16 protein-coding genes are annotated in these 15,603 nt (G+C 70.4%); 15 read left to right on the top strand and 1 reads right to left on the bottom strand.

Translation table 11 applies throughout. The annotated features are described in order from the left end of the window. The first annotated feature begins 261 nt into the window (after positions 1-261). The 14 genes from OHN74_RS33925 (at position 262) to OHN74_RS33860 (ending at position 13,482) form a co-directional block, all read left to right on the top strand. Positions 262-1,557 carry a helix-turn-helix domain-containing protein gene (locus OHN74_RS33925; protein WP_327698374.1) on the top strand — a complete coding sequence of 432 codons (1,296 nt, stop codon included), beginning with the start codon at positions 262-264 and terminating at the stop codon, positions 1,555-1,557. Positions 1,558-1,747: 190 nt separating this feature from the next. After that, a complete protein-coding gene (locus tag OHN74_RS33920; RefSeq protein ID WP_327698373.1) occupies positions 1,748-3,154 on the top strand; it encodes a hypothetical protein in 1,407 nt (468 codons plus the stop codon). Between the two features lie 87 nt (positions 3,155-3,241). Beyond that, entirely contained in the window at positions 3,242-3,814 is a 573-nt protein-coding gene (locus tag OHN74_RS33915; RefSeq protein ID WP_327698372.1) for a GNAT family N-acetyltransferase, read from the top strand. A 150-nt stretch (positions 3,815-3,964) separates the two neighbouring features. Continuing rightward, the gene (locus tag OHN74_RS33910; protein ID WP_309486338.1) at positions 3,965-4,048 is read left to right on the top strand and encodes a putative leader peptide; all 84 of its coding nucleotides are present in this window, start codon (positions 3,965-3,967) and stop codon (positions 4,046-4,048) included. Positions 4,049-4,172: 124 nt separating this feature from the next. Then, positions 4,173-5,867, top strand: coding sequence for a nitrite/sulfite reductase (locus tag OHN74_RS33905; protein ID WP_327698371.1), 1,695 nt, complete (start codon positions 4,173-4,175; stop codon positions 5,865-5,867). Further along, complete coding sequence (locus OHN74_RS33900; RefSeq protein WP_327698370.1) at positions 5,864-6,052, top strand: hypothetical protein; 189 nt, start codon at positions 5,864-5,866, stop codon at positions 6,050-6,052. Before OHN74_RS33905 ends, OHN74_RS33900 begins: the two co-directional genes overlap by 4 nt. Further along, positions 6,049-6,759, top strand: a complete 711-nt coding sequence (locus OHN74_RS33895) for a phosphoadenylyl-sulfate reductase (RefSeq protein ID WP_327698369.1) — start codon at positions 6,049-6,051, stop codon at positions 6,757-6,759. The genes OHN74_RS33900 and OHN74_RS33895 overlap by 4 nt, the downstream gene beginning before the upstream one ends. Then, positions 6,759-7,340 carry an adenylyl-sulfate kinase gene (gene cysC, locus OHN74_RS33890; RefSeq protein WP_327698368.1) on the top strand — a complete coding sequence of 194 codons (582 nt, stop codon included), beginning with the start codon at positions 6,759-6,761 and terminating at the stop codon, positions 7,338-7,340. The genes OHN74_RS33895 and cysC overlap by 1 nt, the downstream gene beginning before the upstream one ends. Then, positions 7,337-8,278 (top strand): sulfate adenylyltransferase subunit CysD, encoded by a 942-nt coding sequence (gene cysD, locus OHN74_RS33885; RefSeq protein WP_327698367.1) that lies wholly within the window; start codon positions 7,337-7,339, stop codon positions 8,276-8,278. Before cysC ends, cysD begins: the two co-directional genes overlap by 4 nt. Before the next feature lie 2 nt (positions 8,279-8,280). Next, on the top strand, positions 8,281-9,609 hold the full coding sequence (locus tag OHN74_RS33880; RefSeq protein WP_327698366.1) for a sulfate adenylyltransferase subunit 1: 1,329 nt from the start codon (positions 8,281-8,283) through the stop codon (positions 9,607-9,609). 280 nt (positions 9,610-9,889) lie between these two features. Next, a complete protein-coding gene (locus OHN74_RS33875) occupies positions 9,890-10,987 on the top strand; it encodes an ABC transporter substrate-binding protein (protein WP_327700368.1) in 1,098 nt (365 codons plus the stop codon). Positions 10,988-11,022: 35 nt separating this feature from the next. Further along, positions 11,023-11,808: an ABC transporter ATP-binding protein gene (locus tag OHN74_RS33870; RefSeq protein WP_327698365.1), complete on the top strand. Its 786-nt coding sequence runs from the start codon at positions 11,023-11,025 to the stop codon at positions 11,806-11,808. Further along, positions 11,795-12,715, top strand: a complete 921-nt coding sequence (locus tag OHN74_RS33865) for an ABC transporter permease (RefSeq protein ID WP_327698364.1) — start codon at positions 11,795-11,797, stop codon at positions 12,713-12,715. Before OHN74_RS33870 ends, OHN74_RS33865 begins: the two co-directional genes overlap by 14 nt. Positions 12,716-12,720: 5 nt before the next feature. Beyond that, on the top strand, positions 12,721-13,482 hold the full coding sequence (locus OHN74_RS33860) for a sirohydrochlorin chelatase (protein ID WP_327698363.1): 762 nt from the start codon (positions 12,721-12,723) through the stop codon (positions 13,480-13,482). Positions 13,483-13,567: 85 nt separating this feature from the next. Here the strand turns inward: OHN74_RS33860 and OHN74_RS33855 are convergent, their stop codons facing one another. After that, positions 13,568-14,578 (bottom strand): ketopantoate reductase family protein, encoded by a 1,011-nt coding sequence (locus OHN74_RS33855; protein WP_327698362.1) that lies wholly within the window; start codon positions 14,576-14,578, stop codon positions 13,568-13,570. A 49-nt stretch (positions 14,579-14,627) separates the two neighbouring features. On the opposite strand from OHN74_RS33855, the gene OHN74_RS33850 reads away from it, so the two are divergent. Then, entirely contained in the window at positions 14,628-15,464 is an 837-nt protein-coding gene (locus OHN74_RS33850) for an aldo/keto reductase (protein ID WP_327698361.1), read from the top strand. Positions 15,465-15,603 lie beyond the last annotated feature (139 nt).

The raw sequence follows: 15,603 nt of genomic DNA, 5'->3' as shown, positions 1-15,603 counted from the left end.
TGGCGGGGGTGGTGCTGCGCCGACACGGCACCACCCCCGCCCACTTGCCCCGCATCGATCTTGTCCCGCATCGATCGGGAGCACGGACGCCGCGCGGCGGTGTCGCCCAAGTTTCAGCCACCGCAGGGCGGTTCACCAGGGTTGCAGGGGGTTGCAACTTGCTGGCGTCTGTGGGCGGACTGTGGTCCTTCGCTCCCCCGGGGCGGCACCATAAGACATCGAGTCAATACGGGCCGGGAGGACACAGTGGCGAACCCGCCGATGGACGTCACACGACTCGCCGCCCGGGACGCGGCGCAGGCGGCGCGGCTGCTCAGTGACGTACGCGCGGCCCGCCTCACCGGACAGCGACCGCGCCTGGCTCCCCGCCCGGTGATCGACCAGTCCTGGGACCGCATGCTGCGCAGCGGTGTCGACCCCGACCACGGCGTCCGGACGGGGCTGCTGACCAACGAGGAGTTGGAGCGGCGGCGCGAGACCTCTCGGCTGCGGCATGTCCTCCCGGTGCTGCGACAGGGACTGCTGTCGGTCGCGGACACCGCCCAGCACATCATGCTCGTCGCGGACGAGAACGGCATGGTGCTGTGGCGGGAGGGCAGTACGCGCGTACTGCGCAGGGCCGACCGGTTCGGGATCGAGCCCGGCGCCGACTGGGCCGAGGAGGTCGTCGGCACCAACGGCCTGGGCACCCCGGCGGTCGCCCGGCGCCCCGTACAGGTCTTCGCCTCCGAGCACTTCGTACGGTCGCTCGCCACCTGGACGTGCACGGGCGCCCCCATCCTGGACCCCCGCGACGGCAGGCTGATCGGCGTGGTGGATGTCAGCGGCCCGCTGGAGACCGTGCACCCCGCCACGCTCGCCTGGGTCGACTCGGTCGCCAAGCTCGCCGAGGCACGGCTTCGGGAGCGGCACCACCAGTCGCTGGAGCGGCTGCGCGCGGTGGCGGCGCCGGTGCTGGCGCGGCTCGTCGGGCGGGCCATGGCGGTGGACCGGGACGGCTGGACGGCCGCGGTCACCGGCCTGCCGTACACGAACCGCGTCGCCCTGCCCAAGTCGCTGTCGCCGGGTCACCATTGGCTGCCGGCGCTGGGACTGTGCGCGGTGGAGCCGCTGGCCGGCGGCTGGCTGATCCGCGCCGCGGCGGAGCCGGAGCCGCGCGGCGCCGCCCGGATCGTCCTGGACCTGCGCAGACCGCGCCGCTCGTCGGTGGCGGTGTCGGGCCCCGCGGGCTCCTGGACCCACGAACTGAGTCCCCGGCACGCCGAGTTGCTCTACCTGCTGGCTCTGCACCCCGCCGGCCGCAGCGCGGCGGGCCTGGCCGACGACGTGTTCGGCGACCCGGCCCGCACCGTGACCGTACGCGCGGAGATGTCGCGGATGCGTCGGTATCTGGGGGAGTTCCTGGACCACCGCCCGTACCGCTTCAGCGAGGACGCGGAGGTGACCGTCGTCCTGCCTGACGATCCCCGCGATCTGCTGCCCCACTCGACGGCACCGACCGTGGCCCGGGAACGGGGTGCGGGGGCCGGCGAACGGCCGGCGGGCGACGCGCAGTGACCCGGCGGTGACATCGGGGTGAGAAAACTCGTCCGAACGGTCCCGGAGTGCAACACAGGGGCACTGATTCCGGAGTATTCGGCCGGGCCCGGCGCCCCCTGACGTACCATCCATCCCACGGCCCCCCACACTGCGACCCCGGTTCAACGTACGGAACGCGAGCCGCAGTTGGCCTGCCTCGGGAGGATGAATGACACATCGCGGCAGACACCGCAGGCAGAAGAGAGGCAGAGCGCTGCGCGGCGTTCTCGCCGGAACCGCCCTCGCCCTGACCGCCGCGGCCACCATCGTCAGCGCCTCCCAGGCCGTGAGCAGCGACAACCCGGGGCCTCTGAAGTCCGTCACGTCCGCCGCCGAACTGAAGGACTTCCAGCTCAAGGAGCATCTGGCTTCGAAGAGTTCGCTCGACCGGCTGGCCACCTCCATGGGTGGCACCGTGGGTGTGAGCACCGTCCTGGAACACACCAACCGCACGATGCGCGGCGCGGCCGAGTGCGCCCCCACCGAGACCGAGGCACTGCCCGTCGCCCCGGCGGCCACCCGTGCGTACTGCTGGGACGAGGCCGATTCGACCAGTCAGCGCTGGCTGCCGCAGTCCGTCACCACCTCGGGCGACGCGGACGAGGACGGCCGTTGGGGTGCCAACCGGGTGATCCTCTCCGGCTGGACGCACAACGACGCCAAACCGGACGAGCCCGAGGTCTCCCGGAGTCTCGCCCGGGTCGCCGTCATAGACGCGAACGACCTCAGCGACATGACGTACCGCTGGGTGCTCCTGGTCGTCCCGACGGAGGACGGCTCGAACTACCGCAAGCTGTCCTCCTCGATCTCCGGGATGGTCTGGTACCAGGACAAACTGCTGGTCACCGCCTCCGCCACGGACACCGACCGCAAGTCCCTGTACGTCTACGACATGAACCGCATCCAACGCGCCTCGGTGGACAGCCAGGCGGTCGGCCGGGTGCCCGGCGGCTGGTCGGCGCACGGGTACGGGTACGTCATGCCCGCCGTCGCCTCGTACAGCCTGACCGGTGGCACGTGCGACCCGGCGGCCGACGACCGCACCCCCTGTTTCGGCTCCCTCTCGCTGGACCGCAGCTCCACGCCCGACAGCCTGGTGGCGAGCGAGTCGTTCCGGGCCGGCTCCGATCAGCGCAGCCGCCTCTGGCGCTACTCGTTCAGCCGCGCGGGCGACCGTTCCGGCCTGCTCGCCGCCAACGCCATGGGCCGTGTGAACGCGGTGGAGGCCTACTCGACGAAGGCCACCGGCATCCAGGGTGTGCTGTCCTACCGGTCCGCGGGCGACGAGAAGGCGGACTGGTACGTCGGTCTCGCCCCGAACGCCAAGGACCGGCACGGCACCCTGTGGCGGCTCGACTCCGACGGCGCGAAGGCCGCCCGCTGCGGCTCCGACGGCGAGTCCCGCCGCTGCTGGGGCGAACACGCCGAGTCCCTGTCGTACTGGGAGGGCACCGGGGAACTCTGGTCGCTGACCGAGCTGGCCGCGGACGAGCGATCCGGCTGGCGCGGGACACCGATCCCGGAACGGGTCCTGTACGCCGTAACGCTGTCGTCGGTCACCGGTTCCCTGAAATAGCGCCCGCCCCCGTCGGAGGTCCTGGTGAGCCCACACCGGGACGCAGGCGATCGACAGTCCACCGGTCCGGATGATTCCCTGGCCGTCATGAGCAACATCGCCGTGACCACCTGGTCCCTGGAACAGACCGCACCGACCGATCTGCTGCCCGCAGCCGGGCCCGACGGGGACGTACGAATCGTCCGTGCCGAGGTCCCCTCGCCCGAGTTCAGCCGCTTCCTGTACGCCTCCGTCGGTGGCGACATCCGCTGGACCGACCGGCTGAGCTGGACGTACGCGCGCTGGCAGGAACACCTGGAGCGGCCGGGCGTGGAGACCTGGGTCGCCTACGACCGGGGCACCCCGGCCGGGTACGTGGAGTTCGAGCCCCAGGACGACGGGGCCGTGGAGATCGTCTACTTCGGTCTGCTCCCCGCCTTCCGCGGCCGGCGCATCGGCGGACACCTGCTGGCGTACGGGGCCGCCCGGGCCTGGGACCTCGGGGACCGCTGGCCTGGGCTGGCGCCGACGAAGCGGGTCTGGCTGCATACATGCAGCAAGGACGGGGAGCACGCGATGGACAACTATCTGCGCCGCGGCTTCGCCCTCTTCGACACCAAGGTCGAGGAGGAGGCGGAGGTGGCCGCACCCGGACCCTGGCCGGGCGCACACCGCATCTGACCTGGTCGGGAACGGTCGGCCGCAAGATGTTCGACCTGTCGTGACCCCGCCATGTGACCGACGACACCCCTGTCTCACCGTACGAGACAAGGGTGTCCGCATGGCGGACAATGCTGGACTGTGTCCAGATCGCCGTGACACGCTTCCGTCATGTCTGGAACTGGGATTGCCTTGGTGAGTCGGCGGCACGTCGACCTCGGCCGCATGTCCAGCGCCATCTGTCCGGCGAGCTGAAGAGCCCTCAGCACCGCCGCGCCCTCCCCTTTGCCTCAGCCTGCGCAGAGCCGCGCCAGTCTGACCATGCGCCCTTATGCGCAGGTAAGAGCCGCTTTCCGCCTGTCCCGAAGGACCAAAAAACATGGCCGCCACCCCGCAGAACCCTGCCGCCGCGCCCCGCCGCAAGGTGAGCCGTCACCGTGGTGAGGGTCAGTGGGCCGCGGGTCACTTCACCCCGCTCAACGGGAACGAGCAGTTCAAGAAGGACGACGACGGTCTCAATGTGCGGACACGCATTGAGACGATCTACTCCAAGCGGGGTTTCGACTCGATCGACCCCAACGATCTGCGCGGCCGGATGCGCTGGTGGGGCCTGTACACCCAGCGCAAGCCCGGGATCGACGGCGGCAAGACCGCGATCCTGGAGCCGGAGGAGCTGGACGACGAGTACTTCATGCTGCGCGTCCGGATCGACGGCGGCCGGCTCACCACCGCCCAGCTGCGGGTGATCGGCGAGATCTCGCAGGAGTTCGCGCGTGGCACGGCCGACCTCACGGACCGGCAGAACGTCCAGTACCACTGGATCCGTATCGAGGACGTCCCGGAGATCTGGAACCGGCTCGAAGCGGTCGGCCTGTCCACCACCGAGGCCTGCGGTGACACACCCCGCGTCATCCTCGGTTCGCCGGTCGCCGGGATCGCCGAGGACGAGATCATCGACGGCACGCCCGCCATCGAGGTGATCCAGCGCCGGATCATCGGCAACAAGGAATTCTCGAACCTGCCCCGCAAGTTCAAGTCGGCGATCTCCGGCTCGCCGCTGCTCGACGTGGCGCACGAGATCAACGACATCGCGTTCGTAGGCGTGGAGCACCCCGAGCACGGCCCCGGTTTCGACGTGTGGGTCGGCGGCGGTCTCTCCACCAACCCGAAGATCGGTCAGCGTCTGGGCGCCTGGGTCCCGCTGGACGAGGTCCCGGACGTCTACGAGGGCGTCATCTCGATCTTCCGCGACCACGGCTACCGGCGGCTGCGCACCCGCGCCCGCCTGAAGTTCCTGCTCGCCGACTGGGGCGTGGAGAAGTTCCGCCAGGTCCTGGAGGACGACTACCTGAAGCGCAAGCTGACCGACGGCCCGGCTCCGGCCCAGCCCGTCGAGCGCTGGCGCGACCACGTCGGCGTGCACCGCCAGAAGGACGGCCGCTTCTACGTCGGTTTCGCCCCGCGCGTGGGCCGCGTGGACGGCACGATCCTGACGAAGATCGCCGAGCTGGCCGAGGCCCACGGCTCGGGCCGCCTCAGCACCACCGTCGAGCAGAAGATGATCGTGCTCGATGTGGAGGAGGCTCAGGTCGACTCGCTCGTCGAGGGCCTGGAGGCGCTCGACCTGACAGTCAAGCCGTCCCCGTTCCGGCGCGGCACGATGGCCTGCACGGGCATCGAGTACTGCAAGCTCGCGATCGTCGAGACGAAGGCGCGCGGCGCCTCCCTGATCGACGAACTGGAGCGCCGTATCCCGGAGTTCGACGAGCCGATCACCATCAACATCAACGGCTGCCCGAACGCCTGTGCCCGTATCCAGGTCGCGGACATCGGTCTCAAGGGCCAGTTGGTCCTGAACGACGCGGGCGAGCAGGTCGAGGGTTTCCAGGTCCACCTCGGCGGCGCCCTCGGTCTGGAGGCCGGTTTCGGCCGCAAGGTCCGTGGTCTGAAGGTGACTTCGGAGGAGCTGCCGGACTACGTCGAGCGCGTGCTGAAGAACTTCCAGGCGGAGCGCGAGGACGGCGAGCGGTTCGCCACGTGGGCCGCGCGGGCCGGCGAGGAGTCGCTGTCGTGAGCGAGCGCGCTGCCCCCTTCTACTGCCCCTACTGCGGCGACGAGGACCTGCGTCCGAACGAATCCATCGAGGGCGGCCACGGCGCCTGGGAATGCGGAGCCTGCAATCGAGCCTTCCAGTTGAAGTTCCTCGGGCTCCTCGCCCGCGGACTTCAGCACCGGGAAACCGGAGGGGACGAGATATGACCACGGTTCAGGAAGACCGTACGACCGACGACTTGAAGGCGCTCGCCGAGCAGGCGGGACGTGACCTGGAGGACGCCTCCGCGCTGGAGATCCTCCAGTGGGCCACCGCCACCTTCGGCAAGCGCTTCTGCGTGACCTCCTCCATGGAGGACGCGGTGGTCGCCCACCTCGCCTCCCGTGCCATGCCCGGCGTGGACGTCGTGTTCCTCGACACCGGCTACCACTTCCCCGAGACCATCGGCACCCGCGACGCCGTCGAGGCCGTGATGGACGTCCGCGTCCTCACCCTCACCCCCGTCCAGACGGTCGCCGAGCAGGACGCCCAGTACGGACCGAAGCTGCACGAGCGCGACCCCGACCTGTGCTGCGCGCTGCGCAAGGTGGAGCCCCTGGAGCGGGGTCTCAAGGGGTACGCGGCCTGGGCGACCGGCCTGCGCCGCGACGAGTCCCCGACCCGGGCGAACACCCCGGTCGTCGGCTGGGACGAGAAGCGGCAGAAGGTCAAGGTCTCCCCGATCGCCCGCTGGACGCAGGACGACGTGGACGCGTACGTCGCCGAACACGGCGTACTGACCAACCCGTTGCTGATGGACGGCTACGCGTCCGTCGGCTGCGCGCCCTGCACCCGCCGGGTGCTGGAGGGCGAGGACGCGCGCGCCGGCCGCTGGGCGGGCCGCGGCAAGACCGAGTGCGGGCTGCACGGCTGATGCCCCAGACCGAGACCGCGACCCCCGAGGACCAGGAGATACCAGTGACGACCGGAGCCACCGTATGGCTCACGGGTCTGCCGAGCGCCGGCAAGACCACCATCGCGTACGAACTGGCCGGCCGGCTGCGCGAGGAGGGCCACCTCGTCGAGGTGCTGGACGGCGACGAGATCCGTGAGTTCATCTCGGCGGGCCTCGGCTTCAGCCGCGCGGACCGGCACACGAACGTGCAGCGCATCGGCTTCCTCGCCGAGCTGCTCGCCCGTAACGGCGTCAAGACGCTGGTCCCGGTGATCGCGCCGTACGCGGACAGCCGCGAGGCCGTGCGCAAGCGGCACCAGGAGAGCGGCACCGCGTACGTCGAGGTGCATGTGGCGACCCCGGTCGAGGTGTGCTCCGTACGCGATGTGAAGGGTCTGTACGCCAAGCAGGCCGCGGGCGAGCTGACCGGGCTCACCGGGGTCGACGACCCGTACGAGGAGCCCGAGACGCCGGATCTGCGGATCGAGTCGCAGGACCAGACCGTCCAGGAGTCCGCGGCGGCTGTCCACGCGCTGCTCACCGAGAGGGGACTGGCATGACGACGACCGTTGCCAAGGCGCACGGGGGCGCGACCGATGCCCCGTACACCCTCTCCCACCTGGACGCCCTCGAGTCCGAGGCCGTGCACATCTTCCGTGAGGTGGCGGGTGAGTTCGAGCGGCCGGTGATCCTTTTCTCCGGCGGCAAGGACTCCATCGTCATGCTGCATCTGGCGCTGAAGGCGTTCGCCCCGGCGGCGATCCCCTTCTCGCTGCTGCACGTCGACACCGGGCACAACTTCCCCGAGGTCCTGGAGTACCGCGACCGGGCGGTGGCGGCCCACGGGCTGCGGCTGCACGTCGCCTCCGTCCAGGAGTACATCGACCGCGGGGTGCTGAAGGAGCGTCCGGACGGGACCCGCAACCCGCTCCAGACGCTGCCGCTGACCGAGAAGATCCAGGCCGAGAAGTTCGACGCCGTGTTCGGCGGTGGCCGGCGCGACGAGGAGAAGGCCCGGGCCAAGGAACGGGTGTTCTCGCTGCGCGACGAGTTCTCGCAGTGGGACCCGCGCCGCCAGCGCCCCGAGCTGTGGAACCTCTACAACGGGCGGCACGCGCCCGGCGAGCACGTGCGCGTCTTCCCGCTCTCCAACTGGACCGAGCTGGACGTCTGGCAGTACATCGCCCGCGAGGGCATCGAACTGCCGGACATCTACTTCGCGCACGAGCGTGAGGTGTTCCAGCGGGCCGGGATGTGGCTGACCGCCGGCGAGTGGGGCGGCCCGAAGGCCGACGAGACCGTCGAGAAGCGGCAGGTCCGCTACCGCACGGTCGGCGACATGTCCTGCACGGGTGCCGTCGACTCCGACGCGGTGACGCTGGACGACGTCATCGCCGAGATCGCCGCCTCCCGGCTGACCGAGCGGGGCGCCACCCGCGCCGACGACAAGATGTCCGAGGCCGCGATGGAAGACCGTAAGCGCGAGGGGTACTTCTAGCCATGACCACGACCACGGAACTCACCGAGACCACGCTCCTGCGGTTCGCCACCGCCGGTTCCGTCGACGACGGCAAGTCCACCCTCGTGGGCCGGCTGCTCCACGACTCCAAGTCGATCCTCACCGACCAGCTGGAGGCGGTGGAGCGCGCCTCGGCGAGCCGCGGCCAGGAGACCCCCGACCTCGCACTGCTGACGGACGGCCTGCGCGCCGAGCGCGAGCAGGGCATCACGATCGACGTGGCGTACCGCTACTTCGCCACGCCGAAGCGCCGGTTCATCCTCGCCGACACGCCCGGCCACGTGCAGTACACCCGCAACATGGTGACGGGTGCCTCCACGGCCGAGCTGACGGTGATCCTGATCGACGCCCGCAACGGCGTCGTCGAGCAGACCCGCCGGCACGCGGCTCTCGCCGCGCTGCTGCGTGTCCCGCACGTGGTGCTCGCGGTCAACAAGATGGACCTGGTCGACTACCAGGAGTCCGTGTTCGCCGCGATCGCCGAGGAGTTCACGGCGTACGCGCTGGAGCTGGGCGTCCCGGAGATCACCGCGATCCCGATCTCCGCGCTGGCCGGCGACAACGTGGTGGACCCGTCCGCGAACATGGACTGGTACGGCGGGCCGACCTTCCTGGAGCACCTGGAGACGGTCCCGGTCGCCCACGACCTGAGCCACTGCCATGCCCGGCTCCCCGTGCAGTACGTGATCCGGCCGCAGACCGCCGAGCACCCCGACTACCGGGGCTACGCGGGCCAGATCGCCGCCGGTTCCTTCCGTGTCGGCGAGTCCGTGACGGTTCTTCCTTCCGGCCACGCGTCGAAGATCTCCGGTATCGACCTGCTCGGCGAGGCGGTCGAGGTCGCCTATACGACGCAGTCGGTGACCGTCCTGCTGGAGGACGACATCGACATCTCGCGCGGCGACCTGATCGTGCCCAGCAAGGACGCGCCGCCGACCACGCAGGACATCGAGGCGACCGTGTGCCATGTCGCCGACGCGCCGCTGACGGTCGGCCACCGGGTGCTCCTCAAGCACGGCACCCGCACGGTCAAGGCGATCGTCAAGGACATCCCGTCCCGTCTCACGCTCGACGACCTGTCCCTGCACCCGCATCCGGGACAGCTCGTCGCCAACGACATCGGCCGCGTGAAGATCCGCACCGCCGAGCCGCTGCCCGTCGACTCGTACGCCGACTCACGGCGCACCGGTTCGTTCATCCTGATCGACCCGAACGACGGCACCACGCTCACCGCGGGCATGGTCGGCGAGTCGTTCGCGTCCCCGGAGCCCGTCAAGGACGAGGCCGAGGACGACGGGTGGGACTTCTGACATGAACTCCACCGACTACTACTCCACGTTCGCGAAGGAGGGCGGCCGCGTCGGCAGCGGCGCCCTCGGCAGCGGGCAGGGCGGGGTCGCGCGATGTGCGTGCTGACGTACGCGCACTGCCTGCGCGCCCTGTCCCCCCACCGGACGTCCCGACATCGACGAAGACCTGCCGACCTCCCGGCCACGACCTGAGGGCGTGACCGCCGGGCCAACGAGAGGAACCCCTCCCGTGCCTGCCAACCTCCCCCTTTCTCGACTTCGCTCGAATGGGGGCACCCCCATTGCACTTCTCCGCCGCGGCCTCGCCGCAGTGGCCGTACTTCCCCTCCTGACGCTCGCCGCCTGCGGTTACGGGTCGGACTCGAAGGACGACAGCTCCAAGGCGAAGGTCGCCGCCGGCGCCCAGAAGATCGACGGGCTCGACTCCGTCAAGATCGGCTACTTCGGCAACCTGACCCACGGCACCGCGCTGGTCGGTGTGAACAAGGGCTACTTCCAGAAGGCGCTGGGCGCCACGGAAGCGAAGTACCAGGTCTTCAACGCCGGTCCCTCCGAGATCGAGGCCCTCAACTCGGGCTCCATCGACATCGGCTGGATCGGCCCCTCCCCGGCGATCAACGGCTACACCAAGTCCAAGGGCACCAACCTCCGCATCATCGGCGGTTCGGCGTCCGGCGGTGTGAAGCTCGTCGTCAACCCGAAGAAGATCAAGTCCGTCAAGGACGTCAAGGGCAAGAAGATCGCCACCCCGCAGCTGGGCAACACCCAGGACGTGGCGTTCCTCAACTGGATCGCCGACCAGGGCTGGAAGGTCGACGCGGAGAGCGGCAAGGGCGATGTGTCGGTCGTCCGCACCGACAACAAGGTGACCCCGGACGCCTACAAGTCCGGCTCCATCGACGGCGCCTGGGTGCCGGAGCCGACCGCGTCCAAGCTGGTCGCCGAGGGCGCGAAGGTGCTGCTCGACGAGGCGGACCTGTGGCCGGACAAGAAGTTCGTGATCACGAACATCATCGTGTCGCAGAAGTTCCTCAAGGAGCACCCGAAGGCCGTCGAGGCGGTCCTGAAGGCCTCCGTCGACACCAACAAGTGGATCAACGCCAACTCCGACGCGGCGAAGGCCGCGGCCAACGCGCAGCTCGCGATCGACTCCGGCAAGGCGCTGAAGCCCGAGGTCATCGACCCGGCGTGGAAGTCCATCCAGTTCACCAACGACCCGCTGGCCTCCACCCTCAACGCCGAGGCGGAGCACGCGGTCAAGGCCGGTTTGCTGGAGGACCCGCTGCTGAAGGGCATCTACGACCTCACGCCCCTCAACAACGTCCTGAAGGCCGAGGGCGAGAGCCCGGTCGACGACGCCGGTCTCGGCGTCCAGTAGTCCCGATCCCCGAGAGTTCCCAGGAGGTGACGACCATGGCCACCGCGATCGCCAAGGCCGAACGGGCCGAGTCAGTCGAGTACGCCGCCCGAATCGAGCACGTATCGAAGTCCTTCGCCGGGCCCGCCGGGCAGCAGCTCGTCCTCGACGACATCACGCTCGATGTCGCGCCGGGTGAGTTCGTCACCCTCCTGGGGGCCTCGGGCTGTGGCAAGTCCACACTGCTCAACCTTGTCGCGGGTCTCGACGACCCGAGCGCCGGCAGCATCAAGACCGACGGGCGTCCTGCCCTGATGTTCCAGGAGCACGCCCTCTTCCCGTGGCTTACCGCGGGCAGGAACATCGAACTCGCCCTGAAACTGGGGGGAGTTCCGAAGAACGAACGGCGCGGGCGCGCCGACGAGCTGCTCGCCCTCGTCCGGCTGCAGGGCTCGTACGACAAGCGGGTGCACGAGCTGTCCGGCGGTATGCGCCAGCGGGTCGCGCTGGCCCGGGCGCTGGCCCAGAAGAGCCGGCTGCTGCTGATGGACGAGCCGTTCGCGGCGCTCGACGCGATCACGCGTGACGTGCTGCACGACGAGCTGACCCGGATCTGGGCGGAGACGGGTGTCTCCGTCCTGTTCGTCACGCACAACGTGCGGGAGGCGGTGCGGCTCGCGCAGCGGGTCGTCCTGCTGTCGTCGCGGCCGGGCCGGATCGCGCGCGAGTGGACGGTGGAGATCCCGCAGCCACGTCGTATCGAGGACGCCCCCGTGGCCGAACTGTCCATTGAGATCACCGAACAACTGCGTGGGGAGATCCGCCGTCATGGCCAGCAGTGACACGAAGTCGGGCCTGACGGACACGCGTCAGGACCGGTCCGACGGCAACCTCCAGACCGCCGGCCTGGAGGCCGGTCTGGACGCCCTGGAGAACGTGGCCACCGCGCGCACGCCCTTCTCGGTGACCTTCCGCGCCAAGATCCTCCCGCCGCTCATCGCGACCGGCGTGGTGCTGCTCATCTGGCAGGCGCTGATCACGTTCAAAATCGTCAGCGACCCGACCGACCTGCCCTCGCCCGCCGACGTAGCGGCCGAGTTCAAGGAGGACTGGCTGGAGGGCAAGCTCCTCGGCTACATCTGGACCAGCGTCGAGCGCGGTCTGCTCGGCTTCCTGCTGGCCCTGGCAATCGGCACCCCGCTGGGTCTGGTGGTGGCCCGGGTGAAGTTCATCCGTGCGGCGATCGGACCGGTCCTGTCGGGCCTCCAGTCGCTGCCCTCGGTGGCGTGGGTGCCGCCGGCGGTCCTGTGGCTGGGTCTGAACAACTCGATGATGTACGCGGTGATCCTGCTCGGCGCGGTCCCGTCCATCGCCAACGGCCTGGTCTCCGGCATCGACCAGGTGCCGCCGCTGTTCCTGCGGGCGGGCCGCACGATGGGCGCGACCGGCTGGAAGGGTGCCTGGCACATCGTCCTGCCTGCCTCACTGCCGGGCTATCTGGCCGGTCTGAAGCAGGGCTGGGCGTTCTCCTGGCGCTCACTGATGGCGGCGGAGATCATCGCCTCCTCCCCCGACCTGGGCATCGGCCTGGGCGCACTGCTGGAGAACGGACGCAACGCCAGCTCCATGCCGATGATCTTCGAGGCGATCTTCCTGATCCTCTTCGTCGGTATCGCCGTCGACCTGCTCATCTTCAGCCCGCTGGAACGACGCGTGCTGCGCAGCCGCGGCCTCCTGGTGGCGAGCTGAGCCCCATGTACAAGCAGCCGGTCCGCCCCGTCCTCGTGGTCATCGCCCACGGCAGCCGCGACCCGCGGCACGCTGCGACCGTGCACGCCCTCGTGCGGCGCGTACGGTCGCTGCGGCCCGGGCTGCGCGTGGAGACCGGCTTCCTGGACTTCAACATCCCGTCCGTACAAGGGGTGTTGGAGTCCCTGGCGGCGGAGGGCGTCCGTGACGTGGTCGCCCTTCCCCTCCTCCTGACCCGCGCCTTCCACGCCAAGGCGGACATCCCGGCGGTCCTGCGGGACGCGCCGAGGCGGCTGAACATCCGCCAGGCGGAGGTGCTGGGCCCGTCCCCGCTGCTTCTCTCCGCGCTCGAACGGCGGCTGTACGAGGCGGGGTTGACTCCCGCCGACAAGTCCTCGACCGGGGTCGTGCTGGCCTCGGCGGGGTCCACCGACCTGGAGGCGATCGCAGTGATCGCTGAAATCGCGCGGGAGTGGCGGCACACCGGTTGGTGCGCCGTGCGGCCTGCGTTCGCCTCCGCGTCCCTTCCGCGCACCGAGGACGCGGTACGGGAGCTGCGGGAACTGGGCTGCGAGCGGGTCGCCGTGGCGCCCTACGTCCTCGCGCCCGGCTTCCTCCCGGACCGCATCGCGCGGGGCGCGGCCGAGGCGGACGTCCTCGCCGATGTCCTGGGACCGGCACCCGAGGTGGCCCGGCTGCTGCTGCGGCGGTACGCGGAGGCGGCGGTACGGATGCCGTTGCCGGGGCGGGCCGCAGTGAGCGCGTAGGTGTCTCCGGTCGCCTGAACCGGTCTGCGGGCAGGCGGAGTTCGGGTCGTCGCTCCGCCGGCTCCCGCCCGTCGACAGCCGACGTTCAGTTGACCACGGCCTCGTCCGCCAGCCGTACGAGTTCCGCCGAAGGCAGGGAACCCGCCGGCCGTCGTTCCTGCGCGAACGTGTTGGCCAGCCTCTGCAGCAGCTCGTTCAGGGGTGTCGGTACGCCGTGCAGGCGTCCCAGGAGCACGATCTCGCCGTTGAGGTAGTCGGTCTCGATCGTGCCGGTGCCCCGGCTCAGGGACTGCCAGGAGGAGCCGCCGCCGGGCTCGGTGCCGGGCAGGGGCAGTAGAGTGATCTTGTCACCGCGCCTGGCCTTCGCCTCCGCGGCGCTCGTGTACGGGATCCCGGCCGCCGCGAGCACCGACTCGCCTTCGGCGTACACCCGTTGACGCAGCTGTTCGCTCTCCTCGCTGTCCGCCGCACCGCTGAGTGCCCGGATGGCGTTGCCCAGGTTGGTGAGCAGCTTGGCGTACTGCCAGCGTGCCACGTCCGCGACGACCGGGGCCTCGAACTCCGCCTTCTCCAGGTCGGCGCCGATCCGGCGGACCGTGTCGTCGGTGCCGTGCGGGTGGCGGCCGAGGAAGAGGATGCCGGTGAGGGGGGCGCCCGCGGCGGAGACGATGCCGGGTTCCTCGTAGGCTGCGGGCAGCCAGACGCAGACGCCGTACACCCGCCGGAAGCGGCGCAGCGCGAGACGCTGGCTCTCCACGCCGTTCTGCGCGCAGAGCAGCGGCAGCCGCTCGGCCGCCGTGCCGCCGCCCGCGACGGGCACCGGCCCCCAGACCGCCAGAGCGCCTTCGCTGTCCTGCGTCTTGACGGCGAGGACGAGCACGTCGTCGGCTCGCAACTCCCCGAGTCCGGCGGGTCCGTCGACGGTCGGCAGGCGGTACGTGTGCGTCCCGTCCGGTGTCACCAGCCGCAGCCCGCGCGCGCTCAGCGCCTCGTACTGGGCACCCCGGGCGACGAGGACGACCTCGTGCCCCGCTCCGGCCAGCCGCCCGCCGATGGCACCGCCGACCGCCCCTGCTCCGATGATGATGTAGCGCATGCGGATCAGCCTGCCATGGTGCGTGCACCGCACAGGTAGTGTCCGTCGCATGCCTTCGGAAAGTTTTACGATCGGCGGCGAGCTGCCCGTCCAGCGCCTCGGCTACGGCACCGCCCAGCTCACCGGCCCCGGCTACTGGGGCCCGCGAGGCGACCCCGACGACGCGGTGGCCGTACTGCGCCGGGCCGTCGACCGGGGCGTGACGCTGATCGACACCGGCGACAACTACGGGCCGTCGATCGCCGAGGAACTCGTCGCCGAGGCCCTGCACCCGTACCCGGACGGGGTGTCGGTCGCCACCAAGGGCGGTGTCGTGCGGACCGGGCCCGACGCCTGGCACATCGACGGCCGGCCGGAGCGGCTGCGCGCGATGTGCGAGGCGAGTCTGCGGCGGCTGCGCCGCGACACGATCGACCTGTATCAGCTGCACCGGCTCGATCCACGCGTCCCGATGGCCGAACAGCTCGGCGCCCTCGACGAGTTGCGCACGGAGGGCAAGATCCGGCAGCTCGGCCTCGACTCCGTGACGGCCGAAGAGCTGGTCGCGGCACGGGAATTGACGTCGATCGCGTCCGTGCAGAACCGCTACCACCTCCTCGACCGGGCCTCCGAGCCGCTGCTCGAGCTGTGCGAGGCGCACGGCATCGCGTTCCTGCCGTGGTTTCCGCTGGGCAACGGCGAGTTGGCGGCCGACCCGGTGTGCGCGGAGATCGCCGCCGCACACGGAGCGACCTCGGCCCAGGTGGCGCTGGCCTGGCTGCTGCACCGCTCCCCGGTGCTCTGCCCGACCCCGGGCACCGGCTCCCTCGTACACCTGGAGGAGAACCTGGCCGCCGGGACCGTACGACTGTCCGGGGACGAACTGGCGCGCCTGCACCTCCGGTAGGTCAGTCGCCAGGGATCGCTGAACGGCGTCGCCCAACTCGCGGAACCCGGGGTGCGGCAGCGCTCCGGTCAGCTCGGGTGAGCCGCGGATCTCGGGGGCGAGCAGTCGTGGCTCGGCTTCGACGGCGGCCTCCACGGCG

Origin of the sequence: Streptomyces sp. NBC_00459 (genome assembly GCF_036013955.1) — a bacterium.
Lineage (GTDB): Bacteria > Actinomycetota > Actinomycetes > Streptomycetales > Streptomycetaceae > Streptomyces.
The sequence above is the reverse complement of the archived record's forward strand: the minus strand, read 5'-3'. Positions and strand labels throughout refer to the sequence as shown.

What these genes read in the sequence shown, in the direction of transcription:
- OHN74_RS33925 (WP_327698374.1), top strand. Translation starts at nt 262, where the DNA reads ATGGACGTCACACGACTCGCCGCCCGGGACGCGGCGCAGGCGGCGCGG.
- OHN74_RS33920 (WP_327698373.1), top strand. Translation starts at nt 1,748, where the DNA reads ATGACACATCGCGGCAGACACCGCAGGCAGAAGAGAGGCAGAGCGCTG.
- OHN74_RS33915 (WP_327698372.1), top strand. Translation starts at nt 3,242, where the DNA reads ATGAGCAACATCGCCGTGACCACCTGGTCCCTGGAACAGACCGCACCG.
- OHN74_RS33910 (WP_309486338.1), top strand. Translation starts at nt 3,965, where the DNA reads ATGTCTGGAACTGGGATTGCCTTGGTGAGTCGGCGGCACGTCGACCTC.
- OHN74_RS33905 (WP_327698371.1), top strand. Translation starts at nt 4,173, where the DNA reads ATGGCCGCCACCCCGCAGAACCCTGCCGCCGCGCCCCGCCGCAAGGTG.
- OHN74_RS33895 (WP_327698369.1), top strand. Translation starts at nt 6,049, where the DNA reads ATGACCACGGTTCAGGAAGACCGTACGACCGACGACTTGAAGGCGCTC.
- cysC (WP_327698368.1), top strand. Translation starts at nt 6,759, where the DNA reads ATGCCCCAGACCGAGACCGCGACCCCCGAGGACCAGGAGATACCAGTG.
- cysD (WP_327698367.1), top strand. Translation starts at nt 7,337, where the DNA reads ATGACGACGACCGTTGCCAAGGCGCACGGGGGCGCGACCGATGCCCCG.
- OHN74_RS33880 (WP_327698366.1), top strand. Translation starts at nt 8,281, where the DNA reads ATGACCACGACCACGGAACTCACCGAGACCACGCTCCTGCGGTTCGCC.
- OHN74_RS33870 (WP_327698365.1), top strand. Translation starts at nt 11,023, where the DNA reads ATGGCCACCGCGATCGCCAAGGCCGAACGGGCCGAGTCAGTCGAGTAC.
- OHN74_RS33865 (WP_327698364.1), top strand. Translation starts at nt 11,795, where the DNA reads ATGGCCAGCAGTGACACGAAGTCGGGCCTGACGGACACGCGTCAGGAC.
- OHN74_RS33860 (WP_327698363.1), top strand. Translation starts at nt 12,721, where the DNA reads ATGTACAAGCAGCCGGTCCGCCCCGTCCTCGTGGTCATCGCCCACGGC.
- OHN74_RS33855 (WP_327698362.1), bottom strand. Translation starts at nt 14,578, where the DNA reads ATGCGCTACATCATCATCGGAGCAGGGGCGGTCGGCGGTGCCATCGGC.
- OHN74_RS33850 (WP_327698361.1), top strand. Translation starts at nt 14,628, where the DNA reads ATGCCTTCGGAAAGTTTTACGATCGGCGGCGAGCTGCCCGTCCAGCGC.